This is a genomic window from Achromobacter sp. Bel, from assembly GCF_012928505.1.
GTDB lineage: Bacteria > Pseudomonadota > Gammaproteobacteria > Burkholderiales > Burkholderiaceae_B > Achromobacter.
The window spans coordinates 1-23,561 of sequence record NZ_JABBJN010000025.1 but is presented as its reverse complement, the minus strand read 5'-3'; the positions used below and the strand labels follow the sequence as shown (position 1 = coordinate 23,561).

Genomic DNA, 23,561 nt, shown 5'->3' with positions numbered 1-23,561 from the left:
CTAGGCGCGTTCGATCCGCGCCGGCAGGCCCTGGCGCACCGCAGCGCCGGACACCCAGTCGATCCAGACGTTGGCGTGTTCGCCCCGCGTGGCGTCGCCGAACCCCAGGTCGTTCAGGTTGACGCCCGCCGCCAGCGCGGGATCATGCGGCATGGGCTTGCCGTCGACCACATGGACGCGCGCGCCCAGTTCGGTATGGCCGTAGCCATGCTCGATGCCAACCGCGCCGGGCTGGATGCCGTCGCGCAGCAGGGCCAGCCCCGTCACCGCGCCGCCCGGCGTCACGATGCGCACGGGGTCGCCATTACGCAGGCCCAGGCGTTCGCCGTCCTGCCGGTTGATCGACACCGGGTTATGCGGATGCACCTGGCGCAAGCGGTTCACGCCGATGGACATGGAGCTCATCAGGTTCGATTTGAACGAGCTGAGCAGGAAGGGCCATTGCTGGGCCGGGTATTCCGTCCGCACGTCGCGGCCGTCAGCCAGGCGCGCCGGATACCAGGTGGGACAGCCGCTATAGCGCTCGCCCGTCATCGCGTGGCGGAATCCCGCCAGTTCCTCGCTCCAGATATGCAAGGGCTTGGCGTAGGCCTGGCGCGTATGACGGTTCTGACCCTGGTCCACCCAGGCATCCTCCATCTTGTCGAAACGCCCGCCCCGGCTCATCAGCATGGCGACCTGGCGCCATTCGCCCGGTTTCAGCTTGTGCTGGAGCAGGTCGCGGTAGCGGTCAACGCCGGTCAGCGCCATGTCGTCGTCGCTGGCCTCGGGCACGGCTCGGCCGGCTGCAAACGCGATGTTGGCCATGCCGCGCAGGAAGAAGTCCTCAGGCGTGTCCAGCGCGTACTTTGCGCCCTCTTTGTCCGAGATCGCGTTTTCGCCAAAGCCCGGCATGCCCAACCGCTTGGCGCAGGCGATCAGGAAAGTCTCCAGGCAGACCGGTTCGTTGGTGGCCGTGCGCGCCACGCGCGGCTGCACGGCGGGCCAGCGCACGGTGGACGCCTTGGCCACCACGTCGGCCCACGGCGCGGATACGCCCCAGCTTTCGTAGGTGACGGTATCCGGCACGATGTAGTCGGCCAGCGCGTTGGTTTCATTGATGAACGCGTTGATCGATACCGATAGCGGCAGGATGCGCGGGTCTTTCATCTTGTCGATGATCACGCCCTTCAAGCCTGCGATGCCGTAGATCGGGTTGCTCATGTGGTTGAACCAGACCTTGGCGCGGTACGGATACCCCGCCAGGGCGGACGCCAGCATCTCGGAACTGAGGCCGCCGGTGGCCGGATACCAGGGCGCGGACGCCGGATACGCCGGCTGGCCCGCGGCCTTCTTGCGCTTGAATTCGCTGGACTTCTCGTACGGGAAGCGGTTGCGCGACAAGGCGACGCCCTTAGGCGTGGCGCGGTTGGCGAACCCCGCGATGTTGTAGCGCGGGCCGGGGCCGTAAGGCGGGAACGGGCCGGCATCCAGCACCAGGCCGCCGTCCACGTTCAGATTGCCCACCAGCGTGTTGAGCATGGCGATGGCGTAGGCCGTGTAGAAGCCCGAGCCGCTCATCGTGCCGCCATGCGCGTCGGCCACGGCGCGTTTGCCGTAGCTGGTGAAGCGCTTGGCCAGCGAAGCGATCTTGTCGGCCGGCACGCCGCACAAGCCGGCGTAGTCGTCCAGCGATTTGCGGTGCGATTCCTCGCGCAGCAAGGCCAGGGATGAACAGACGCGCACGGTTTCCGCACCACCGGCCATGCCGGGCACGGCGATGCGCTCGTCGACGAACAACGTGGCGGGCGAGGCGGCCGTGTGCGGCGCCAATGTGCCATCTTCCAGGCGCACCGCGTAGACGTCCTCCCATTTTTCGTCGGCGTCGGCCGGACGCGGCCAGCCCAGGTCCGCGCCGCGCACGAATGTGCCCAGGCGCGGGTGGCCGGGTTCGGCCACCACCAGATGCGTGGCGTTGGTCCAGGCCGCTTCGCCCGCCGCCTTCATGGCAGCGGGGCCGGGCTGCGCCAACATGCGGGCGTCGAAGCGTTCGTTGTCGAGGATCCAGCGGATCAAGCCCATCGCCAACGCCAGGTCGCTGGCAGGGTTCACCGGCAGCCATTCGTTGCCCGAGCCCGCTGACAGGCTGGAGGATGCGGGCAGCACGGGCGACACCACGACATACGTGAAGCTGTCCGCCTCAGGCCGCACCCGCGCCTCGGCCAGTTGCCGGGCCTGGCGTTGGAACGGGTTGCCCGCTTGCGCCGGCGCCGCGCCGATGAACAGGCCGAAGCGTGCATTGTCCCAATCGGGTTTGCCGTGCGGCATGCCCTTCAGGTCGCCCAGCGCGGCGCCCGCGCCCACGCGGAAGCTTTGACCGCAATACGAACCATGGTTGCTGAAGTTGACGGTGCCGAACGACTGCGCGGCAAAGCGCTGGATCAGCGGCGTGCGGCCTTCGTTGGAGGCGTCGGTGAACAGGAACTGGTTGACACGGGCGCCATACTCCGGATTGTCGGGATCCAGCAGCGTGTCGCGGTCGAAGATGGCGCGCAGGCCTTCCACATGGCCTTCGCCGAACAGGTCGCCGCCTTCGCATACTTCCTGCACCAGCTGTTCAAACGAGATGCTTTGCCACTTGCCCTCGCCCCGCCCGCCGACCCGTTTCATCGGTTGCAGCACGCGGAACGGGCTGTTCATCTGTTCCAGCATGGCCGATCCGCGAGCGCACGATGTGGCGCGGCCTTCCAGGCCGTTTTCGCCCCCGAGTTGCGCATAGACCTCGCGCACGGGGGTTTCCATCGCGGCGGGGCGCGTGGTCGCCAGCGGATGGTAGGGGTTGCCCGCCACGCGCAGGATGCGATTTTCTTTGGTATCCACGCGCAGCCGCACGCCGCATTGCGTCCAGCAACCCAGGCAACTGGAGGGGCTGACCGTCTGGCCCGGCTGGGCGGCGAGCGCGCCGGTCAGCGGGTCGATGCGGAATTCCGCCGTCAGCGAATTTCCGCGCACGGCATTCGCGGTGGGGACGCCGGCAGTGCCGTGCGCCAGGCCCTTCACGGCGCGGGTGACGGTTTCACCATAGCCGGCCGCAAAGGCCGCCATGCCGCCGGCGACCAAACCGCCCCGCACCATCAGTTTGCGCCGCGCCGCGTCGGCCACGGCATCGCCGGGCGTGCCGGCCGCATCGGGCGTATCAGGCACAGGGGCCGCGCCGGGCTTGTTGTCTTCGTGTTGCTTATCCATTGCTTTGTCTTCCATGTGCATTCGTCTTGCGGCCGGATCAGGCCGCCATGCCGCGCGCGCGCGCCGGGAATCGTTCCAGGGCCCAGACCGCAGCGGTGACCAGCGCCACGCACAGGCCCAGCACCCCGACCATGCCCAGCAGGCCGTCGCTGCCCCAGGGCATGTCGTACAGGTACAGGCCGGCACCGTACTTGGGCACGCCCTGCACGCTCATGAACACCACCCAGCGAAAGATCCACGCGGCGGCCAGCATGGTCAGCGCCAGCGCGGCCGAAGGCAGCGGCGCCGCCAGCGCATGCGCCGGGCGCTGCAGCAGCGCGATCATGCAAAAGGCCGTGATGACGGCGCCCGCCAGGCTGATGCGCCAGATCGGGAAGTCCGCGAACAGCCGCAAGGCGGCGTCGAACGACGGGTCCACGCCCAGTGTGCCCAGCAGGGCCCAGGCGCCGGCGCCCAGCGCCATCAGCACGACCGCAGCAAGGCTCAGCTGGCGCAGCATGCCCACCGGCAAGGCCTTCATGCCGCCCGGCAGCCAGCGGCCCACCAGGAACATCGCGCCCAGCGCGCCCAACCAGGCGGTCAACGCGAAGTTCACGGGCAGGAATACGGTGTGCCACAGGGGCCGCGAACGCAGCACCATGACTTCGGCGCCCGTATAGACCAGGATCGACACGGCGGACATCGCCAGGGCCGCGCCCAGCACGCGCACCCAGCCGATGCGGCCCCACCACCAGGCGGCGCAGAACAGCACGGCCAGGCCCGCGAACACGGGCAGCAGCAAGGCGCCCAGCCACATCCACGACCACGGCGTGGCTTGCGTGTAGAAGTGCCAGAATCTGCCGGGCTGGTGCAAGTCCGCCAGCAGCGACACGGGTGCCGCGACGGCGGTCACCAGCAGCACCGTCGCCGCCGCAGGCAGCAATCGGCGCGCGGGTGAGCCCTCGGGGCCGAAGGCGGCGAAGGCGGCGGTCAACGCGGTGGTGGCGCTGATGCCGATAAGAAAGAAATACTGCACGGCCCAAGGCAGCCAGGCGGCGTCATAGACCGGCGTAAGCAATTCCGAGATCTGCATGAAAGTCCCCTGTGTTGGCTCAATGTCCGCCAGCCAGGCGCACGCCGCCCTGGCCGTCGACCTGATGGACAAACGCGTCGGGCAGGCCGATGTAATAGACGTGGGGGTCGGTCTTCATTTCGGGCTTCAAGACCTTGATGTCGGCCTTGTGTTCGACCAGCAATCGGGATATGGCGCTATCCGGATCATTCATGTCGCCGATGACGCGCGCGCCGCCGACGCAGCTTTCCACGCAGGCCGGCAACAGGCCGGCTTCCAGGCGGTGTTCACAGAACGTGCACTTGTCGGCGGTTTGCGTTTCGTGGTTGATGAAGCGGGCATCGTAGGGACAGGCTTGCACGCAGTAGGCGCAGCCGACGCAGCGTTCGTTGTCGACCAGCACGATGCCGTCTTCCCGCTGGAAGGTGGCTTGCACGGGACAGACGGGGACGCAGGGCGGGTTGTCGCAGTGGTTGCACAGGCGCGGCAGCATGACCATGGCGGCCGGGCTGCCGTCGTCGGGGGTGACTTCGTATTGCAGGACGGTGGTGCGGAATTGCCCGATGGGGGGCAGGTTTTCCATGGAACAGCTGACCGTACAGGATTGGCAGCCGATGCATTTGCGCATGTCGACGACCATGCCGTAGCGCTTGCCGGGGATGCCGGGGCGGCGCGGGGGCTGGCCGTTCAGGCCGGTGGCCTCGGCGTGGATGGGGATGATGGTGGCGGCGGCGCTCAGGCCGAGAAGTCCTTTCAGGAAACCGCGTTTACTGGGTAGGGGGGGTTCTGCTGAGGGGGGCATTGCTTGGGGCTCCGGGGCGGTTACTTTTTGTTGTTATTAACTTATCACTGGGAGTTATATAGAGGGTTGATTTGAATCAATTGGGGGACAGATACGGGGTGAGGGAGTCGCAGGTTGCCCTTGCCCTTGCCCTTGCCCTTGCCCTTGCCGTTGCCCTTGCCGCTGGCGCTGCCGCTGCGGGTTGCTGGGTTCTTGGGGCGCCGGTTGTCGCGCGGGCGGGGGTGGCTCGGCCAACGATGACGGTCCGGCCCGCGGGGGCCGGACTCCCCCGTCCTCATCCTCGTCCGCCTTCGGCTCCCTTCGGATTCCGTCGGGCGTCACCGAACGGCCGTCCCACCCCCGCCCGCGCGACAACCAGCTCCAGCCGTGTCATGCCACGGCCGTTGGGGGGGACGGTGTGCTTGACGTTCCGGTGAAGCTGAAGATGCTGTTGGAAGAGGTGGTATGCCCGCCCGATAAGGCCGCCCTGCGCGGCCTTATCGGGCATACGTGGCGGGGTGTTGCGGGGGAGTGTTGCGCGGGAGTGTTGCGGTGGGTGCAGTGGACGCTGCGGGGGGTCGTCTTGCTCAGGCGGTGAGTGCTTGTCGCCAGGCTCCGAGCTTTGTCTCGAAGGAGACGGCGGCGTGGGCGGGGCTGGTGGAGGGAAGGTCCACGTATTCCAGGTGGGTCTGGGGGTGCGTGGGCAGGACGTGCCGGCGGTACAGGGTGGCGGCTTTGCCGCCGTTGAAGCAGATGCGGGTGATGGCCGGGTGGGCCGTCAGGAAGGCGGCGAAATCGTTCGGGATGAGCGTGTCGTGGCGGATGTTGGCGTCCAGGCTGCCGGGGCGTTCGCAGGCTTGCAGGACGTCCCACAGGGCGACGCCGGCGGCTTGCAGAGCCTGCAGGCGGCGGGGGTAGTCCAGGGCGGGATCGAAGCCCAGGACCTGCGCGGCGATGGGCCAGAATGCGTTACGGGGGTGGGCGTAGTAGCGGGCCTGCACAAGCGAGGCCACGCCGGGCATGGAGCCCAGGACCAGCACCCGCGAATGGGGGGTTGCAACAGGGGCGAAGCCCCGGACGTGATGGTTGTGCCCTTCCTGGGCCGTGTCCGCGCGTAGTTCCATCGGGCAAGGATACGACAGACGGCACCGGGCGTGACGGCGCTGGGCATCGTCCGATCTATGGAACAGTGCTTATCAATAGCAGGGACTACCGAAACCAACGTTCCGCCCTTATCTTTAACCCTATGACGAACGGCCCCGCAGGGGCCGCGCAATAGGAATAGACGCCATGAAGAAGATCCTCGGTTTGCACGCTGCTCCCCGCCCCCACTGGGTGGGCGACGGGTTCCCGGTGCGCTCGATGTTCTCCTACAACGATAAAGGCAAGAACGTCAGCCCGTTCCTGCTGCTGGATTACGCCGGCCCGGCCAAGTTCGAGCCGGCCGACCATCCTCGCGGCGTGGGCCAGCACCCCCATCGCGGCTTTGAAACCGTGACCATCGTCTACAGCGGCGAAGTCGAGCACCGTGATTCCACCGGCAACGGCGGCGTTATCGGGCCCGGCGACGTGCAATGGATGACAGCGGCCTCGGGCATTCTGCATGAGGAATTCCATTCCCCTGCATTCACCCGGTCGGGTGGCGAGCTGGAGATGGTGCAGTTGTGGGTCAACCTGCCCGCCCGGGACAAGACCGCGCCAGCGGGGTACCAAGGCATCCTCAATGCGGACATCCCCGTGGTGGCGCTGCCGGACGATGCGGGGTCGCTGCGGGTGATCGCGGGCAGTTTCGCGGGCCAGGCCGGTCCGGCGCGCACCTTCACGCCCATGGACGTGTGGGATGTGCGCCTGAATGCGGGCAAGATCGCGACGTTTCCCGTCGCCGCGGGTCGCAACAGCATGCTGGTGGTGCTGCGCGGCACGGTGCTGGTCAACGGCGAATCCGTCGCCCGCGACGCGCATCTGGCGCTGTTCTCGCAGGACGGGGAAGACATCACGGTCGAAGCCAACAACGACGCCGTGTTCCTGGTCCTGAGCGGTGAGCCGATCAATGAGCCGGTGGTGGGTTACGGCCCGTTCGTGATGAACTCGCAAGCGGAAATCGTCGAAGCTATCCAGGACTTCAACGCCGGCCGCTACGGGAAGATGCACTGAGGCAACGGGGCGGGCGCAACGCCCGCCCCCGCAATATGCCTTTCCTTTGACGGCGGTTAATCCCGCCGAAAAGAACCGCGGCCCCGGCTGCGGTTTTTTGCATTCCGCGGATAGCGTGTGCGGAAAGCGGCCAGGATCGCCCACTTCGGGACGGGTTTTCCAGCAGTCCGCGGTGTGCGGCGCAGCTTTACTATCGAAGCCGTCAAGGCCCCAAACGCGGGAGGAACCCCCAGCCATGCTCAATCCGACGCTGTCCGCCACCCGCACGCCCTGGCCCCCTGCCGCGCCGCGCATCGAGTCTGTCCTGGGACTGCCGGCGCAGCAGTTGTTCGCCTCGGGCGATCTGGACGAGGCCCGCTCGATGGTCGGCCGCGTGATGCGGCCGCATCAATTGGGCGTCGTGGGCCCGATGCAGCGCCTGGACGCGCGCATGCATCACCAGCCGCTGGGCGACGTCTCGCTGAACCGCCTGCGTTACGGCGCCCAGGTCGAGATCCGGCCGGGCCCGCTGGAAGACTTTTTCCTGGTGCAGATGCCGTTGTCGGGATCGGCGCGTATTACCAGTGGCCCCCAGCAGGTGGACTCCACGCCCGATGTCGCATCCGTGGTCAGCCCCGACGACGACCTGGCCATGCGCTGGAGCGACGACAGCGATCAGTTCATGCTTCGCGTGGGCCGGTCGCTGCTGGAGCGCACCCTGGTGGGCCAACTGGGCGGTACGCTGGACCGTCCGCTGCGTTTCCAATTGGGATTCCATTGGCGCGACTGCCCGGCGTGGCGCTGCCTGATGACCTATCTGCTGGATTGTTCCTCGCAACACGCGGATCTGGCCACGCACAAGCTGATCGTGCACCAGATGGAGCAATTGGTCGCCGCCACCCTGCTGTCCGCGCATCCGCACAACTACACCTGCGTGGCTCCCGGCCGCCGCGCCGCAGTGTTGCCGCGCCATGTGCGCAGCGTGCAGGACTATCTGCAAGCCCACGCGCACGAACCCGTCAGCGCCGAGCAGTTGGCCCGCATCGCCGGCGTCAGCGTGCGCAGCCTGTACGCGGGGTTCAAGGAATTCCTGAATGTCAGCCCGATGCACTACCTGCGCGACCTGCGCATGGAACGCGCCCGCGCCGAACTTCTGTCAGGCGAAAGCCACAATATCGCCAGCGTGGCGTTGCGCTGGGGCTTCGCGCATATGGGCCGCTTCAGCGCCGGCTATAAAGCACGGTACGGCGAAAGCCCGAGCCAGAGCCTGCGCCGTTGCGGCTGAAGGGGCTGCGCCGGCCGCCGCCAGCGCACGCGAGGCGGATGTCGAACGGTTGGGCGCGGTCACCCGCGACATCGACCTGAAGGCCGACTGACGCGGGCAGGCTTGGCTTGAACGATCGGCAACCGGTTCCACAGGCTTAGAACGGAATCGCCAGCTTCACATACAGCTGCGAGCCTTCGGGCCGGTTCTTCACCTTGAATTCCTGCTGCCACTTGGCGGTGAACAGCCAGCCCTTGTCGTTCAGGTAACGCACCGAGGGGCCAACCCCGAACGCGCGTGCGCGGCCGGCGGCGCTGTTTGGCCCGCTGTCGTCCGTCACCTGCTGGAAGGCGTGTCCGCCCACCCCCAGCACCCAGCCCTTGCCCACGCCCCAGCCCAGCGCGTAGTCGGCGTGGATGGCCTGGCCGGAACGCGTGTCCGTGGCGGAATTGCGGAAATTGAAGTCGTACATCAGCTTCAGGTCCGCATTGAAGCCGTCGGGGCTGATCCGGCTGAGCGCGAACACGGGCTGGGCCGTCCAGTAGTTCTTGCCCAGGCTGGACGGGTCCTTGCGGTCGTACTCGCCCGTCGGCGCGTACATGTCCAGCCCGACCACGTAATGCAGCGTCGGCGACACGTGATAGCCCAGCGCCACGCCCAGCGTCATGTCGCCCAATCCGGTGCTGCGGTAGCGCTCACCGGCCGCCTTGAACGTCACGTCCAGCAGGGGTGCGATCGCGTGGAAGGCCAGTTGCCCGCCCATCACCTGCTGCTCGGTCACCCAGATCAGGCGCGGCGCCAACACATTCACGTCGACCTTGAAGCCAGGCACCGGCACGCGCTCGCCGTCGTTGCCGCGCAACGTGTCGTAGCGCGCCCCGCCGCCGTAGACCAGCATATGCACGCCGGGCGGCGGCAGCGCGCCCGACATGAAGTTCTCCAGGCCGTCGGGATAGATGCCCAGCCCGCCGCCCTCGGTGGCGTGGGCCGCGGTGCCCGCCAGCGCCAATGCCACGGCACAGGCCAGCCGCCGGCGTTCAAGGTGTCTGCTCATGTTCCGCTCCTGCCCCTGCGGGGCGCCAGATGTTGCGCGACGAGATAGCCGGAGCCACCGCCCAGGCCCGGGCCGGGATGGGTGGAAGCGCCGATATGGAAAAGGTTGGGAAGCGGCGTCCTGTGCCCGCGCGCGCCCTGTCCGCCCGCGAAGGGCCGCAGCCAGAAGAATTGGTCGGGCGAGCACACGCCCGAATAGGGGTCGCCGCCGACCAGATTGCAGTTCAGGCCTTCAAGGTCCGCCGGCGAGTAGCTGCGACGCCCCACGATGCGCCGCGCCAGCCCCGGCATGACCGGTTCCAGCCGCGCCTGCACGCGGTCCGCAACCGCCTCGCGCAAGGCGGGGGTCCAGCGCCCGTCGGCAGGCGCCGCGATCTCGCCCAAAGCGTCGCCTTTGACACGCACCGGCAGTTCCTGCATCTGCACCCACAGGATCCAGCCGCCGGCCGGCGCGCGGGTGGGATCCACCGCGACAGGCTGGCCGATGGCCAGCGTCGGACGCGCTGGCAACAGGCCGTTGTTCGCTTCGGTCACCGACGCGCACACCTGCTCCATGCTCTCGGTCAGATGCACGAGCGGCACGTGCCGCAGTTCGGGCGTCAGCCAGTCAGGCGGCGCGTCCAGCGCGAAATGGATCTGCATGCCGCCACGGCCGTAGCGGTAGCCGGCGGCGCGCTGGCGCAAGGGCGCGGGCGCGTCGGGCAGCAACTGCCCGTACAACTGCCCGGGCGTCACGTTGCAGACCACCGCCTCGGCCGCCCGGTATTCGCGGCCGCCCGCCACCACGCCCGTCGCACGGCGGCGGCGGCCGTCGCGACGGATCAGGATGCGTTCGACCGCCGTGCCGGTCAGCAAGCGGCCGCCGTTCCGTTCTATCACCGTCGCCAGCGCATCCACCACGCCGCTGCCGCCGCCCTTGACCACCGGCATGCCGCCGGCGACCACGGCGGCGAAGGTCAGCTTGCCGATCAAGGCGGAACACGCATCGTCGGGGCCCAGCCCCGTGTGCAGCACCCAGGGCGCGATCAGGGCGCGGGCGGCATCGGACCGCAGTTCACGGTCCGCCCATCGGCGAAACGGCTCCATCGAATCGGCCGCGAATGCGGCCAGGCCGTCCATGCCGCGCTTGCGCCATTCCTTGAACAACAGCTTGAGCATGCCGGCGCCGTACGGGTTCTGCCCCAGCAGGCCGAACGTCAACGCCGCATCCTCGCCGAACAGCCGCTGCGCCATGGCGGCGAATGCCGCGCCATCGCCCTCGGCCCACGCGTCGAGCCGCCGCGCGCTGTCCTGGACATCCTGCTTGAACGCAAGGCCCGAGCCATCGGGCCGCACCAGCCCGGTCGCGTATTCGCCTTGCATGAACACCAGCCCGGCCTCGGCCAGCGCGGGTTTCAGCGCCGCATAGGCCGGGCTGCCCATGAACAGCGGATACCAGCACGACAGCACATCGTGGCGGTACCCGGGAAACAACTCCTCGGTGCGGATGCATCCGCCCAACCGGTCGTTGCGTTCCAACACCAGCACCGATTTGCCGCGCTGCGCCAGTAGCGCGGCGCAGACCAGCGAGTTCATCCCGCTGCCGACGATGACGACCTGCGCGTCTGACTCTGTGGCCATGATGGTCTCCGACAGGGAAAGCCGCTATGCGGCGGTCAGCGCGGTGAAGCGCCCGGCATGGAACACCAGCGGGGTCGCCGCCACGCTGGCAACGCGCAGCACACGGCCGAACAGCAGCAAGTGGTCGCCGGCCGCGTTCTGCTGGTCATTGGCGCATACCAGCGTGGCGACGGCCCCCGCAATGGCGGGCACGCCTTCCGGCACTTCATGCAGCGGTGTGCCATCGAACTTGTCGGCGACGGCCGAACTGGCAAAGCGCATCGCCAGCGCTTCCTGGCCGCAGGCCAGCACGCTGATCGTGAAGTGGCGGCAATCGCGGAACGCCGCCAGATTGGGCGAATGGTTCACCAGGCTCCACAGCACCAGCGGCGGGTCCAGCGACAGCGAGGCGAAGGAATTGATGGTCAGGCCGACCTTGCGGCCGTCCGGGCAGCGCGTGGCCACGATGGCCACGCCCGTCGGGTAGCTGCCCAGCACGCCGCGCAGGACCTTGGGATGCAGGTCGGTACTGCCCCAGTCCAGCGGCGCCGTCATGCCGCCGCCCGTGCCGCCCTGGCGGCGATGAACGCGTCGCACGCGACCTCGTCCCGCCACCACGGGAAGAAGGACGGCGGGTGGTTGAAGCCGTTGGCGACGGCGCCGGCCAGCGCCGGCGAATCCTCGGCCGCCTTCAACAACTTGAGCAAGTGAGGCGCGGGCGGCATCAGCATCGAATTCGTCCATTCCACCACCGCGCCGCCGTACTCCCAGAAGCGCTCGAAGGTCTGCTGCATCCAGTCGGCCGTGAACGCGGCGTCGCCATGCGCCAGGATCGCCTCCAGGTATACGGCGCAGGCCTTGGTCGCGTTGTTGGAGCCCTGGCCGGTGATCGGGTCGTTGGTCACCACGGCGTCGCCCAGGCCGAACACCAGCCGGCCCGACGGCAAGGTCATCACCGGTTTGCGCACCGTGGGCGCAAAACTGCCGGCCAGGATGCCATTGGCGTCGGTCAGCTCCACGCCGTGGCAGCGGTCGGCCTCCCAGGGCAGGTAGGTGCGCAGGACGTCCAGGCTTTGCGCCAGATGTGCCTGCGGCGACTTGATGTCGCGCCAGCAATCCATGGGACCGCCCGGGATGCCCTCGAACACCATGATTTCGCAGGGACCGCCCGTCGTCAGCGCCGGGAACACGAAGTACTCGCCTACGCCCGGAATCAGGTTGAAGGCGACGCGCGAGTAGTCCGGCGCGGGGCGCATGCCCGAGACGTAGGTCAGCGCCAGCGCGCGCTGCGGCCGGTCGAATTGCGACCGTTGTGCATCCCGCTCGAACAGCTTGACGACATCGCCCTTGCCGGCGGCCAACAGCACCAGGTCATGCGAGGCGGCCAGCAGTTCAAGTTCGCCGACGCCGCCGTCCTGGATCAGCAGCCTGCCGCCGCGGGCCGCGAACAATTCCATCCACGCCGGCATCTTGATGCGCTGGTCCACCGCCTGCGCCGGCTTGTCCAGCCGAGCGGCCCAGTCGATCAGCTTATGCCCGGGATGCTCGGGATGCGGCACCGCCAGCCCGATCCCGTCAACGGTCGGACAGTCGGCTTCCCACTGGTTCAGGCCCAGGTCGCGTTCGATCTGCAATGACGCATCGAACATGCATTGGCTGGACATCACTTTGCCATTGCGAATGTTGTCCGGGTCCCGGTTCGTGACCACGGTGACTTCGTACCCTTTGTCCAGCAGGCCCAAGGCCAGAGGCAGTCCGGCCTGGCCGCCGCCCACGATCGCGATTCGACGCATCATTCATCTCCTTTCGTTTGCCTGGCCCGCCGCCCTCGCCGCAGGCCCGTTCATTTCCCAGGCTTACTCCGCCAGACGGGGAATCGCAGGCCGAGCCTGCTCCGGCCCCATGGCGCAGTAGCCGCCATCCACCGCGTAGTCGGCGCCGGTGACGAAGCTGGCGTGGTCCGACAGTAAAAACGCGACCACCTCGGCGACTTCGGCGGGATCCCCCGCGCGCCCCAGCAAGTGGTAGTCGGCCGCCACGCGGTCGGTCTTGGCGCGGTCGCCTTGCGTCAGTTCGTCCATCACGCGCGACCACGTCCAGCCCGGCGATACCGAATTGACGCGGATACCGTCGGCGGCGTAGTCCATGGCCAAGCTGCGCGTCACCTGCAACAACGCCGCCTTGGACACGGGATACAGCCAGCGGCCGGTCTGCGCGACGCGCGACGAGATGCTGGTGAAATTGACGATGGCGCCGCCGCCGACGGCGACCAGATGGGGATGGACCGCGCGGGCAGCCATCACGGCGCTGACGACGTTGACGTCCAGCGCCCGCAACCAATCGACGCGGCCGGAGGCAGCGCCGTCGTCAAGATACGTGGCGGCCAGGTTGACCAGATAGTCGATGCGGCCGAAGTGCGACACGACCTCGGCCACGCCGCGCGCCAATCGCGCGTCGTCGGTAATGTCCACTTGCCAGAAACGCGTGCCGGCCTTGTCCCCCCCGGCCACGCGTTCGCCATTGGCGGCGTCGATGTCGAACAGCGCCACGCGCACGCCCTTGTCGCGCAGCGACTGGACCACGCCCGCGCCGATCAATGTGGCGCCGCCGGTCACGATGGCCACCTTGTTTGCCAGACCCTTCATCACATCACCTCCCCGCATTGCTGACTGAGTGAGGCGAATACTGACGCCGCGCGCCGTGGCGGGCGTAGCCGGATCCGGCAGCCGCTATCCGCAGGCTGCGCTTATTCGGGGCAATGGGGGGGCCGGCTGGACACGATGGCCGGAAATCGCGGCCGCTGTCCATTTTCTGCTCAAGCGCAGCCGGCCGCGGCGCGGGGTGCTTGCGCGGCGGCGGGAATTACGGGGTGTGTACCGGCGGTGACGCGGGTGCGAGCTGCGCTAGCCCGTCCGCCGCCAGACGCTGGCCAGCCAGGGCTGCTGGTCGCGGGGCAGCCCTTCCGGGCGGTAGTAATGTTCCAGCTCTTCGAACCCGGCATCCGCCAGCAGGCTGCGCCAGCCGTCCAGGTCGTGATAGACCCCGTAGCGCCCACGGTTCCATCCTTCCTGATTGCCACCTCGCGGGTTGGAACTGAACAGCACGCCGCCCGGCTTGAGCGCGGCGCGCAGCGCACGCAACACCTGGGGCAGCTCTTGACCGGGCACATGGAACAGCACGGCATTGGCGAAGATGCCGTCAAAGCGCTCCGCAGGCAAAGCCAGTTTCAAGAAGTCCTGGTGCCAGACCTCGCAGCCGCTGGCCGTGCGCGCCATGCCGACAAAGCTGGCCGTTCCGTCCAGCCCCACCGGCCGATGGCCCAGCGCCACGAAAGTCTTCAGGTCGCGGCCAGGGCCGCATCCCAGGTCCAGGATGTCGTAGGGCGGCTTGCCCTGGATATGCCGCAGCAACGCGGCGATGTTCTGGCTGACATCGTGGTCGCGCGTGCCGGCCTCGAACGATTCCGCGTTCTCTTCATAGTGCGCAAGCGTCAGCGCGCTGATCTTGGCAAGGTCTTCCGGGTCCAGTTTCATGAAGCCATTGTGCCTCGTTCCGCCATGCCCCGCAGTTCGATCTGCGCACGCGCCCGGCTAGCGGCCTGCTGCAACCGATCCACCAGCACCGCCCGCGGCGGCAAGGCGGTCAGATACTCCGCCACGTGTATGCCTGACTTGTCCAGTTCCAAGAGCTCGATTTGCTCGGATTTCTTGCCCGCGCAAAGAATGATGCCCAGCGGCGCGGCTTCCTCGGGCTCGCGCTCGAATTTATCCAGCCACCGCAGGTAAAGCTCCATCTGGCCTTTGTAGGCCGCCTTGACCTCATCCACCTTCAACTCCACCGCCACCAGCCGGCGCAACTTGCGGTTGTAGAACAGCAGGTCAAGGTAAAAGTCGTCGTCGTCGATCTGGATGCGCTTTTGCCGGGCCACAAAGGTAAAGCCCGCCCCCAGTTCAAGCAAAAAGGATTCCATATCGCGGATGATGGCAGCTTCCAGGTCGCTTTCCTGCCAGGTGTCGCGCAGTTCCAAAAAATCGAGGATATAGGGATCGCGCATCACCAGACTGGGCGACATCCGTTGCGCATTACGCAGGGTTTCCAATTCCTGTGCGACCAGCCTGTCCGGTTGACGAGATAACGCGGTGCGCTCGTAGAGCATTGAGCCGATCCGCTCGCGCAGCGTTCTGACGCTCCAGCGATCGGCGCTGGCTATCTGCGCGTAGAAGTCTCGCTGAAGGGGCTCTTTTAGAGGGATCAGCGCGATAAAGTGCGTCCAGCTCAATTGTCGTATCAGTGATACGACAATTTTTTCATCTGGGAACGCGACCGCAAACTGCACCATGCGGCGCAGGTTTTTCACGGCGAAGCCGCCTCCGTAGCCCTTGACCAACTGCGCCGCCAGCGCCGCGAGCAGCCCCACGCCATAGTCAGCCCGCCGCCCCGCCAGAACCTGCGTATGAATGCGATGGCCGATGCGCCAGTGGAGCATCGTCAGTTCACTGTTGACCGCTGACGCCGCGCGCTGGCGAGCCGCTTCGATCATCGCCTTGATATCGCCAAGCAACGCGGCGGATTCAGCAAACGGTGAGCCCGCTGCCGTGTCCACGAACTGCGTCGACGCTTGTGCCGCATCGCCCACTACCCGTTCCCGCTTCGGTTTCGCCACAATGACTCCTCAAATACCCCGCAGGCTCGCAATGCCCTGGGAAAAAGTCATCATGAAATAGAAAAGCCCGCGTGCCTATGCGGCACACGGGCTTTTCAGACGCAGTCAGCGGTCAGGCTGCCAGGCGCCCTTCGATCTTGGCCTTGGTGGCCGGCAGGTCTTCGGGCAGGCCCTGGGCCAATTGGCCGAACAGCTCGTCATGCAGTGCCAGTTCGTCGCGCCAGGCGGCGGCGTCCACCGACATGACCTGGTCGAATTTGTCCGGCGTGAACTCCAGCCCCGTCCAATCGATGTCCTGATAGCTGGGCGAAATGCCGAACACCTGGTCCACGCCCTTGGACTGGCCGTCGATGCGGCCCAGCATCCAGCGCAGCACGCGCATGTTTTCGCCGAAGCCGGGCCAGACGAACTTGCCGTCCGGGCCCTTGCGGAACCAGTTGACGCAGTAGATGCGCGGCAAGGTGGCGCCGGCGGCTTCCATCTGCTTGCCCAGCTTCAGCCAGTGGTTGAAGTAGTCGCTCATGTTGTAGCCGCAGAACGGCAGCATGGCGAAGGGGTCGCGGCGCACCACGCCCTGCTGCCCGACGGCGGCGGCAGTGGTTTCCGAACCCATCGTCGCGGCCATGTAGACGCCTTCGACCCAGTTGCGCGCCTCGGTCACCAGCGGCACCGTGGTGGAGCGGCGGCCGCCGAAGATGAAGGCGTCGATGACCACGCCCTGGGGGTTTTCCCATTCCGGGTCGATGGACGGGCATTGCGCGGCCGGCGCGGTGAAGCGCGCGTTCGGGTGCGCGGCCTTGCGGCCGGTTTCGCGCGCGATGGCGGGCGTCCAGTCCTGGCCCTGCCAGTCGATCAGGTGCGCGGGCGGCGTGTCGGTCATGCCTTCCCACCAGACGTCGCCGTCATCGGTCAGCGCCACGTTGGTGAAGATCACGTTGGCCTTCAAGGTGGCCATGGCGTTGAAGTTGGTTTGCTCGCTGGTGCCCGGGGCCACGCCGAAATAGCCGGCTTCCGGGTTGATGGCGTGCAGGCGGCCGTCGGCGCCCGGCTTGATCCAGGCGATGTCGTCGCCGATGGTGGTGACCTTCCAGCCATCCATGCCCTGCGGCGGAATCAGCATGGCGAAATTGGTCTTGCCGCAGGCGGACGGGAACGCGGCGGCCACATGGTATTTGCGGCCCTTGGGCGAGGTTACGCCCAGGATTAGCATGTGTTCGGCCAGCCAGCCCTGGTCGCGCCCCATCGTGGAGGCGATACGCAGCGCAAAGCACTTCTTGCCCAGCAGCGCGTTGCCGCCATAGCCCGAGCCGTAGCTCCAGATCTCGCGGCTTTTGGGGAAATGCACGATGTACTTGGTGGGGTTGCACGGCCAGGCCACGTCGGCTTCGCCGGCGGCCAGGGGCTTGCCCACGGAGTGCACGCAAGGCACGAAATCGCCGTCCGTACCCAGCACGTCGTAGACCTGCTTGCCCATGCGCGTCATGATGCGCATGTTCACGGCCACATAGGGGCTGTCGGAGAGTTCCACGCCGATGTGGGCGATGTCCGAGCCCAGCGGGCCCATCGAGAACGGCACGACATACAGGGTGCGGCCGCGCATGGCGCCGTCGAACAGGCCGTTGAGCGTGTCGCGCATCTGGGCCGGGTCGGCCCAGTTGTTGGTGGGGCCGGCGTCTTCAGGCCGGTCCGAACAGATGAAGGTGCGGTCTTCGACGCGCGCGACGTCGGAAGGATCCGAGCAGGCCAGAAAGGAATTGGGCCGCTTGGCGGGATTCAGCCTGCGCATCGTGCCCGACTGGACCATCTGTTCACACAGGCGATCATATTCTTCTTGCGATCCGTCGCACCACACGACGCGATCCGGCTTGGCCAACGCGACAAAACTGGCCACCCAGTCGATCAGGCCGCGATGTTTGACGTAGGCCGGCACGTTCAACGCCGCAAGGCCCCCATCCAATGGCTTATTCATTGGGGCTATCTCCATACTTAGACAAATGGTGATACGGCCCCAATTGCGTGGGGCCGTATGTAATTTGCGCCATCATACTTGCAGCGCCGGGCAACCCGTCAACCCATCCACATGGACGAGTTTGTCACGGGTTGAGACCGCTCAGACATACCGGCCGTCACGCAACTCCCTGCGGATGATCTTGCCCGTGGCGGTTGTCGGCAAACTGGTTACAAACCGGATCGCACGCGGGTATTCGTGCGCGGCCAACCGCGTGCGGACATGGGCCTGCAACGCCTTGACCAGCGCGTCGTCGCCGTCGAAGCCGTCGTTCAGCACCACATAGGCCATCACGATTTCCGTGCGCTGCTCGTCGGGCACCCCCACCACCGCAGCCATGCGCACGGCGGGATGGCCGATCAGGCAGTCTTCGATGGGGGCCGGGCCGATGCGGTAGCCGGCGCTGGTAATGACGTCGTCGTTGCGGCCCACGAAGCGGATGAAGCCTTGCGCGTCGCGCACGCCCAGGTCGCCAGTCAGCAGGTAGTCGCCCACGAATTTCTCGGCGGTGGCCTCGGGGTTGTTCCAGTAGCCCAGGAACATGACGGGGTCGGGTCGCAATACGCCGATGTTGCCCTCTTGTCCATCGGCCACTTCCACGCCCTGCTCATCCACAATAGCCACCCGGTGTCCGGGCGCCGCGCGGCCGATCGCGCCGATTTCCGGATCGAACAGCGACGAGCACGACGACACCAGCATGTTGCATTCGGTCTGCCCGTAGAACTCATTGATGGTGACACCCAGCACGCGGCGGCCCCAGTCGATCAGTTCGGCCCCCAGCGATTCGCCGCCGCTGGCCACCGAGCGCAGGGCCAAGGGGCCCGCCGCGTCGGGATAGGCCGCGCCGCGCATCATCTTCAGCGCGGTGGGCGGTAAAAAGGTGTGGGTCACGCCATGGCGCGCCATCAGTTCCAGGGCCGACGTGCCGTCGAACTTCTCGAAGCGGCGCGCCAGCACGGGCACGCCGTGGTGCCACGACGGCAGCAGCACGTCCAGCAGGCCGCCGATCCATGCCCAGTCGGCCGGCGTCCACATCAGCCTGGCGTTTTCAGGGAAGAATTCGTGCGACATCTCCACGCCGGGCAGATGTCCCAGCAGGACGCGATGCGCATGCAGCGCGCCCTTGGGCTTACCCGTGGTACCCGACGTATAGATGATGACTGCGGGGTCGTCCGCCGCCGTCGCCACCGGGGTGTAGTCGTCGGACTCGGCGGCCAGCGCCGGATGGAACGGCACCGCGCCGCCCTCGCCTTCGCCGTCGATGCAATAGATGACCTTCAGGTCCGGCAGGCTGGCGCGGATTTCGCGCAGCTTGCGGCAACCCTCGGCGTCGGTCACCAGCGCCGCCGCGCCGCTGTTGGCCAGCCGGTACTGGATGGCGTCGACGCCGAACAGCGTGAACAGCGGCACCGCCACCGCGCCCATCTTGTAGACGGCGATGTGCGTCACGGCAGTCTCGGGCGCTTGCGGCAAATACACCGCCACGCGGTCGCCGCGCCGCACCCCGTGGCGCGTGAGGCTGTGCGCCAGGCGGTTGGACTGCGCCTTGATGTCGTCGAAGGTGTAGCGCGTTTGCGCGCCGTCGCTCTTTTCGTAGATCAGGGCCACCCGTCCGCTGCCGTCCGCCCACTTGTCGCAGGCGTCGACGCCGATATTGAACGCCGCCGGCACCTGCCATTGGAATTGGGACACAAGCTGCTTATAGGATTCCGCTCGGGACAGCATGGTTTCGTCTCTGATGTTGTTATGGATCATCCAGGGCTTGCTCAACTTGCCTGACCCTGGCTCAATAATAAGCCCCGCCTACCCGCCCCTTTGCCGTCCGCATGGAAAAACCCCCAGTCGTCCCGATCCGCCGCCCACCGGCCAGCGCCAAGTCCGAACAGCGCATCCGCGACATCCTGCACATGGCCCGCCAGGTCTTTTCGGAAGCCGGTTTCCAGGCGGCCACGACGACCGAGATCGCCCAGCGGCTGGGCGTGTCCGAAGCCACGATCTTCACCTACTTCGGCGGCAAGCGGGAACTGTGCGTACGGGTGATCAGCGATTGGTACGACGAGATCATCGGCAAGGTGGAAGACAGCCTGCCCCACGTGCAGGGCGCTCGCGCCCAGCTGCACTACCTGGTGCATACGCACCTGCGCCACCTGCTGGCCGAAGGGCCGGGGCTGTGCGCCTTCATCCTGTCCGAGGGGCGTGCCCGCAATGACGATTTCGGCGAGGTCTACGCCGGGCTGCAGCGCCGCTACACCGCGCCGCTGATGCGCATCCTGGCCCAGGGCCAGGCCGACGGCGACATCCGCCGGGACATGCCCTTGCGGCTGTTGCGTTCGTCGGTCTACGGCCCGATGGAGCACGTGCTGTGGGACGCCATCCTGCGCGGCGCGCGGGTGGACGTGGCGGCCACCGCCGACCAGTTGGTCGGCTTCCTGTGGCAGGCCTTGCAGCCGCCCCGCCAGGACGCCCTGGCGCTGGCCCGGTTCCGTGGAGAAGTGCGCGACGCCCTGCATCGGCTTCAGGCGTCAGAAGCGTCCGACGAGTCCAAGAACAAGGACGGCGGCACGTACTGAGGAAAGCCGTTGTAGACCTCGCCGCGCTCGGCGGGCTGCAGCGACCAGGAGTGCCGCGCGTTGGGCACGCCGCCATCCACGCGGATGACGCTGCCATTGATGAACGCGGCTGCGGGCGACAGCAGGAACACGACCGCCGCCGCCAGTTCCGCCTCGGTGCCGAAGCGTTGCAGGGGCACCTTGGTCTTCAGTTCGCGCAGCACGGCGCGGTATTGGTCGTCGTAGCTGTCCATGCCGCTGGACGCGATCCAGCCCGGCGCCACCGCATTGACGCGCACACCCGCATGTGCCCATTCGCAGGCCGCGGTCTCGGTCAGATTCCAGACACCGGCGCGCGCCGCGCCCGAATGCCCCATGCCCGGCATGCCGCCCCAGATGTCCGCCAGCATGTTGACGATGGCCCCGCCGTGCTGGCGCATGTGCTGCGTATAGACCTCGCGCGCCATCAGGAAGGTGCCGTGCAGATTGTTCTGCACCACCGCGTTCCAGCCGTTGAAGCTGATGCGGTCCAACGGCGCCGGAAACTGCCCGCCCGCGCAATTGAACAGGCCGTCGATGGCGCCATGCCGGGCCAGCACGTCGGTGACCGCGCCGCGCACGCCGGCCTCGTCGCGGATATCGCAGGCATGCAGGCTGATGCGCCCGGCCGCCTCCGGATAGATACGGGCAATCTCTTGGCCCGCCGCCTCAAGCTTGTCCAGCTTGCGACCGACCAGTGCCAGGCTCGCTCCCAGCGCCGCCAATTCGTGCGCGGTGCAGCGTCCCAGGCCGCTGCCGCCGCCCGTCACCACGATGGTCTTGCCGTCGTACAGCCCGGGCCGGAACACCGATGCGTAGCGCTGGTCGGCGGCGGCGCCGCCCAATTGTGGATTCATGTCTCGCTCCGTTATTTTTTTGAGGATAACTCAATACTTGATCAGATTGCATCGCGAATTACTCAAAATAGCCCTAGAATCATTGACTAGTAGCACCTGGCTTATTGAGCCCTATTCAATACAACAGGAGACCCGGCATGACTCTGCACGCCCCCCTGGACGTCGCCCACGACGGGGCCATCGTCCGCCTGACGCTGAACCGTCCCGACATGCGCAATGCCTTCGACGAAACCCTGATTGCCGCGCTGACCCGCGCCGTCAGGCAGGCGGCGCAGGATCCCCGTGTGCGCGTGCTGCTGTTGACCGGCGCCGGCAAGGCATTCTGCGCGGGCGGCGACCTGAACTGGATGCGCAAGATGGCCACGCATACCGACGCCGACAATCGCGCCGATGCCACCCGGCTGGCCGACATGCTGCACACGATCTGGGCCTGCCCCAAGCCCGTGGTGGCGTGCGTAAACGGCGACGCCTACGCTGGCGGCATGGGCTTGCTCTCGGCCTGCGACATCGCCATCGCCGCGGACAGCGCGCACTTCTGCCTGTCTGAAACCCGCTTGGGCCTGCTGCCGGCCACCATCAGCCCCTATGTGATCCGCGCCATGGGCGAACGCGCGGCCAACCGCTATTTCCTGACCGCCGAGCGCTTCGACGCGGCCACCGCGCTGCGCCTGGGGCTGCTGCACGACGCGGTACCGGCCGAGCGGCTGCACGACGAGGCCGAGGCGATCTGCCGCACGCTGTGCGCCAACGGCCCCGACGCCGTCCAGGCCAGCAAGCGGCTGGTCCGCGACTTTGCCGGCCAGCCCATCGACGCCGCGCTGATTGCCGACACCGTTGAACGCATCGCGGCCTGCCGCAGCACCGAAGAAGCCCGTGAAGGCGTGGCCGCTTTCCTCGAGAAGCGCGAACCGTCGTGGCGCCTGGCGTCCTGATGGCGCCGCGCGGTCGGCGATTCCCCACGTGGCGATTCGCCTTTCGCGACCTCTTGAACGATGCGTCCGGGCGCGCGCGACCGCCATGACATAATCCATGGCGCATCTTCAGGAATCTTCATGCCGCACGCAACACCCCCCGCCTCGCCTTCCCCCCAGTTCCCCCCACTCAATGCCGACCGTCTGTGGGCCCGCGTTGACGCCCTGTCCCGATTCACCCTGCCCGACGTCCCCTGGACGCGACGCGCCTTTTCGCCGCTGTTCGACGAGGCCCGCGCCTGGCTGCGCGGCGAGTTCGAAGCCGCGGGCCTCGCCACCCGCCTGGACGCCGGCGGCAACCTGATCGGCACCCGCGCCGGGCGCGACCCCGCCCGCAAGCCGATTGCCACCGGTTCGCATTGCGACACCGTCATGGCCGGCGGCCGCTTTGACGGCATCATCGGTGTCCTGGCCGGCATCGAAGTCGCGCACACAATGCAGGAGCACGGCATCGAACTGGCGCATCCGTTCGAGGTCATCGACTTCCTGTCCGAAGAGCCCAGCGACTACGGCATCTCGTGCGTGGGCAGCCGCGCGCTCTCCGGCCAACTGTCGGCGGACATGCTGGCCGCCCGCAACCCGGACGGCGAGACGCTGGCCCAAGGCATCGCCCGCATCGGCGGCGACCCGGGCGCGCTGAGTGCGCCCTTGCGCGGCGCGGGCGACACCGCCGCGTTCGTCGAACTGCATATCGAACAAGGTCCTGTGCTGGAAAGCCGCGGCCTGCCGATTGGCGTGGTCACCAACATCGTGGGCATCCGCCGCGTGCTGATCGTGGTGGAAGGCCAGCCCGACCACGCCGGCACCACGCCGATGGACATCCGCCGCGACGCGCTGGTGGGCGCGGCCCGCATCATCGATGCCGCCAGCCGCCAGGCCAGCGCCGCCAGCGGTAATCCGCATTACGTGGTGGCCACCGTGGGCCGCTTGTCGATGACCCCGAACGCTGCCAACGCCGTGCCCGGCCGGGTGGAGCTGACGCTGGAAATGCGCAGCGACAGCAATGCCGTTCTGGACACGTTCCCCGAAACGCTGATGGCGGGCGTGGCCGACGACCTGAAGGCGCTGCGCCTGACGGCCGGCGTCACGCAACTGAGCCGCGCGCAGCCCACCGATTGCTCGCCGCGGGTGATGGACGCGGTCAAGGCCGCGGCCGACCAACTGGGCTACGCGTCGATGCGCCTGCCCAGCGGCGCGGGCCACGACGCCGTGTACATGGCGCCCACCGGCCCCATCGGCATGATCTTCATCCCGTGCCTGAACGGCCGCAGCCACTGCCCGGAGGAATGGATCGAACCCGCGCAGCTGCTGGACGGCACCCGCGTCCTGTACCAGTCGGTGCTGGAACTGGACCGGGTGCTGCGCGGC

General features: G+C 67.3%; 19 protein-coding genes. 5 read left to right on the top strand and 14 right to left on the bottom strand.

Features of this window, described 5'->3' with window-relative positions:
* From HG262_RS16705 to HG262_RS16690, 4 genes are all read right to left on the bottom strand, one after another.
* Complete coding sequence (locus tag HG262_RS16705; protein WP_248293382.1) at nt 1-3,114, bottom strand: tetrathionate reductase subunit A; 3,114 nt, start codon at nt 3,112-3,114, stop codon at nt 1-3.
* 148 nt (nt 3,115-3,262) lie between these two features.
* Entirely contained in the window at nt 3,263-4,297 is a 1,035-nt protein-coding gene (gene nrfD, locus HG262_RS16700; RefSeq protein ID WP_169272070.1) for an NrfD/PsrC family molybdoenzyme membrane anchor subunit, read from the bottom strand.
* Nucleotides 4,298-4,316: 19 nt separating this feature from the next.
* Entirely contained in the window at nt 4,317-5,078 is a 762-nt protein-coding gene (dsrO, locus tag HG262_RS16695) for a sulfate reduction electron transfer complex DsrMKJOP subunit DsrO (RefSeq protein ID WP_169272069.1), read from the bottom strand.
* 566 nt (nt 5,079-5,644) lie between these two features.
* On the bottom strand, nt 5,645-6,181 hold the full coding sequence (locus HG262_RS16690) for a DNA-deoxyinosine glycosylase (protein WP_169272068.1): 537 nt from the start codon (nt 6,179-6,181) through the stop codon (nt 5,645-5,647).
* A gap of 166 nt (nt 6,182-6,347) precedes the next feature.
* Here HG262_RS16690 and HG262_RS16685 point away from each other — a divergent pair, with 166 nt between their 5' ends.
* Together HG262_RS16685 and HG262_RS16680 are read left to right on the top strand one after the other, a co-directional pair.
* Complete coding sequence (locus HG262_RS16685) at nt 6,348-7,211, top strand: pirin family protein (protein ID WP_169272067.1); 864 nt, start codon at nt 6,348-6,350, stop codon at nt 7,209-7,211.
* 235 nt (nt 7,212-7,446) lie between these two features.
* Entirely contained in the window at nt 7,447-8,475 is a 1,029-nt protein-coding gene (locus HG262_RS16680; RefSeq protein ID WP_169272066.1) for an AraC family transcriptional regulator, read from the top strand.
* A gap of 136 nt (nt 8,476-8,611) precedes the next feature.
* Here HG262_RS16680 and HG262_RS16675 read toward each other — a convergent pair whose 3' ends face one another.
* From HG262_RS16675 to HG262_RS16635, 9 genes are all read right to left on the bottom strand, one after another.
* Nucleotides 8,612-9,508 carry a transporter gene (locus HG262_RS16675; RefSeq protein ID WP_169272065.1) on the bottom strand — a complete coding sequence of 299 codons (897 nt, stop codon included), beginning with the start codon at nt 9,506-9,508 and terminating at the stop codon, nt 8,612-8,614.
* Entirely contained in the window at nt 9,505-11,127 is a 1,623-nt protein-coding gene (locus tag HG262_RS16670) for an NAD(P)/FAD-dependent oxidoreductase (protein ID WP_169272064.1), read from the bottom strand. The genes HG262_RS16675 and HG262_RS16670 overlap by 4 nt, the downstream gene beginning before the upstream one ends.
* Nucleotides 11,128-11,151: 24 nt before the next feature.
* The gene (locus tag HG262_RS16665) at nt 11,152-11,661 is read right to left on the bottom strand and encodes a flavin reductase family protein (RefSeq protein ID WP_169272135.1); all 510 of its coding nucleotides are present in this window, start codon (nt 11,659-11,661) and stop codon (nt 11,152-11,154) included.
* On the bottom strand, nt 11,658-12,899 hold the full coding sequence (locus tag HG262_RS16660; RefSeq protein ID WP_169272134.1) for a styrene monooxygenase/indole monooxygenase family protein: 1,242 nt from the start codon (nt 12,897-12,899) through the stop codon (nt 11,658-11,660). The genes HG262_RS16665 and HG262_RS16660 overlap by 4 nt, the downstream gene beginning before the upstream one ends.
* A 63-nt stretch (nt 12,900-12,962) precedes the next feature.
* Nucleotides 12,963-13,751, bottom strand: a complete 789-nt coding sequence (locus HG262_RS16655; protein ID WP_169272063.1) for an SDR family oxidoreductase — start codon at nt 13,749-13,751, stop codon at nt 12,963-12,965.
* A 258-nt stretch (nt 13,752-14,009) separates the two neighbouring features.
* Nucleotides 14,010-14,639: a class I SAM-dependent methyltransferase gene (locus HG262_RS16650; RefSeq protein ID WP_169272062.1), complete on the bottom strand. Its 630-nt coding sequence runs from the start codon at nt 14,637-14,639 to the stop codon at nt 14,010-14,012.
* The gene (locus HG262_RS16645; RefSeq protein WP_348984400.1) at nt 14,636-15,646 is read right to left on the bottom strand and encodes a PDDEXK nuclease domain-containing protein; all 1,011 of its coding nucleotides are present in this window, start codon (nt 15,644-15,646) and stop codon (nt 14,636-14,638) included. Before HG262_RS16645 ends, HG262_RS16650 begins: the two co-directional genes overlap by 4 nt.
* Before the next feature lie 235 nt (nt 15,647-15,881).
* Nucleotides 15,882-17,738, bottom strand: a complete 1,857-nt coding sequence (locus HG262_RS16640; RefSeq protein WP_169272061.1) for a phosphoenolpyruvate carboxykinase (GTP) — start codon at nt 17,736-17,738, stop codon at nt 15,882-15,884.
* Nucleotides 17,739-17,879: 141 nt separating this feature from the next.
* The gene (locus tag HG262_RS16635) at nt 17,880-19,502 is read right to left on the bottom strand and encodes an acyl-CoA synthetase (RefSeq protein ID WP_169272060.1); all 1,623 of its coding nucleotides are present in this window, start codon (nt 19,500-19,502) and stop codon (nt 17,880-17,882) included.
* Nucleotides 19,503-19,603: 101 nt separating this feature from the next.
* Between HG262_RS16635 and HG262_RS16630 the strand changes: the two genes are divergently transcribed.
* A complete protein-coding gene (locus tag HG262_RS16630; RefSeq protein WP_169272059.1) occupies nt 19,604-20,347 on the top strand; it encodes a TetR/AcrR family transcriptional regulator in 744 nt (247 codons plus the stop codon).
* On the opposite strand, the gene HG262_RS16625 is transcribed toward HG262_RS16630, so the two are convergent.
* Nucleotides 20,293-21,222, bottom strand: coding sequence for an SDR family oxidoreductase (locus HG262_RS16625; protein WP_169272058.1), 930 nt, complete (start codon nt 21,220-21,222; stop codon nt 20,293-20,295). The genes HG262_RS16630 and HG262_RS16625 overlap by 55 nt on opposite strands.
* A 137-nt stretch (nt 21,223-21,359) precedes the next feature.
* Here HG262_RS16625 and HG262_RS16620 point away from each other — a divergent pair, with 137 nt between their 5' ends.
* Entirely contained in the window at nt 21,360-22,154 is a 795-nt protein-coding gene (locus HG262_RS16620; RefSeq protein ID WP_169272057.1) for an enoyl-CoA hydratase/isomerase family protein, read from the top strand.
* 120 nt (nt 22,155-22,274) lie between these two features.
* Nucleotides 22,275-23,561 (top strand): Zn-dependent hydrolase (locus HG262_RS16615; RefSeq protein ID WP_169272056.1); only part of this gene is annotated, 1,287 nt, incomplete at its 3' end.

Coding starts and splice junctions, on each gene's coding strand:
- HG262_RS16670 (WP_169272064.1), bottom strand. CDS start 11,127: ATGGCCACAGAGTCAGACGCGCAGGTCGTCATCGTCGGCAGCGGGATG.
- HG262_RS16630 (WP_169272059.1), top strand. CDS start 19,604: ATGGAAAAACCCCCAGTCGTCCCGATCCGCCGCCCACCGGCCAGCGCC.
- HG262_RS16705 (WP_248293382.1), bottom strand. CDS start 3,114: ATGGTGCGGGGCGGTTTGGTCGCCGGCGGCATGGCGGCCTTTGCGGCC.
- HG262_RS16640 (WP_169272061.1), bottom strand. CDS start 17,738: ATGAATAAGCCATTGGATGGGGGCCTTGCGGCGTTGAACGTGCCGGCC.
- HG262_RS16625 (WP_169272058.1), bottom strand. CDS start 21,222: ATGAATCCACAATTGGGCGGCGCCGCCGCCGACCAGCGCTACGCATCG.
- HG262_RS16675 (WP_169272065.1), bottom strand. CDS start 9,508: ATGAGCAGACACCTTGAACGCCGGCGGCTGGCCTGTGCCGTGGCATTG.
- nrfD (WP_169272070.1), bottom strand. CDS start 4,297: ATGCAGATCTCGGAATTGCTTACGCCGGTCTATGACGCCGCCTGGCTG.
- HG262_RS16680 (WP_169272066.1), top strand. CDS start 7,447: ATGCTCAATCCGACGCTGTCCGCCACCCGCACGCCCTGGCCCCCTGCC.
- HG262_RS16665 (WP_169272135.1), bottom strand. CDS start 11,661: ATGACGGCGCCGCTGGACTGGGGCAGTACCGACCTGCATCCCAAGGTC.
- HG262_RS16645 (WP_348984400.1), bottom strand. CDS start 15,646: ATGATCGAAGCGGCTCGCCAGCGCGCGGCGTCAGCGGTCAACAGTGAA.
- HG262_RS16635 (WP_169272060.1), bottom strand. CDS start 19,502: ATGCTGTCCCGAGCGGAATCCTATAAGCAGCTTGTGTCCCAATTCCAA.
- HG262_RS16685 (WP_169272067.1), top strand. CDS start 6,348: ATGAAGAAGATCCTCGGTTTGCACGCTGCTCCCCGCCCCCACTGGGTG.
- HG262_RS16655 (WP_169272063.1), bottom strand. CDS start 13,751: ATGAAGGGTCTGGCAAACAAGGTGGCCATCGTGACCGGCGGCGCCACA.
- dsrO (WP_169272069.1), bottom strand. CDS start 5,078: ATGCCCCCCTCAGCAGAACCCCCCCTACCCAGTAAACGCGGTTTCCTG.
- HG262_RS16660 (WP_169272134.1), bottom strand. CDS start 12,899: ATGCGTCGAATCGCGATCGTGGGCGGCGGCCAGGCCGGACTGCCTCTG.
- HG262_RS16690 (WP_169272068.1), bottom strand. CDS start 6,181: ATGGAACTACGCGCGGACACGGCCCAGGAAGGGCACAACCATCACGTC.
- HG262_RS16620 (WP_169272057.1), top strand. CDS start 21,360: ATGACTCTGCACGCCCCCCTGGACGTCGCCCACGACGGGGCCATCGTC.
- HG262_RS16650 (WP_169272062.1), bottom strand. CDS start 14,639: ATGAAACTGGACCCGGAAGACCTTGCCAAGATCAGCGCGCTGACGCTT.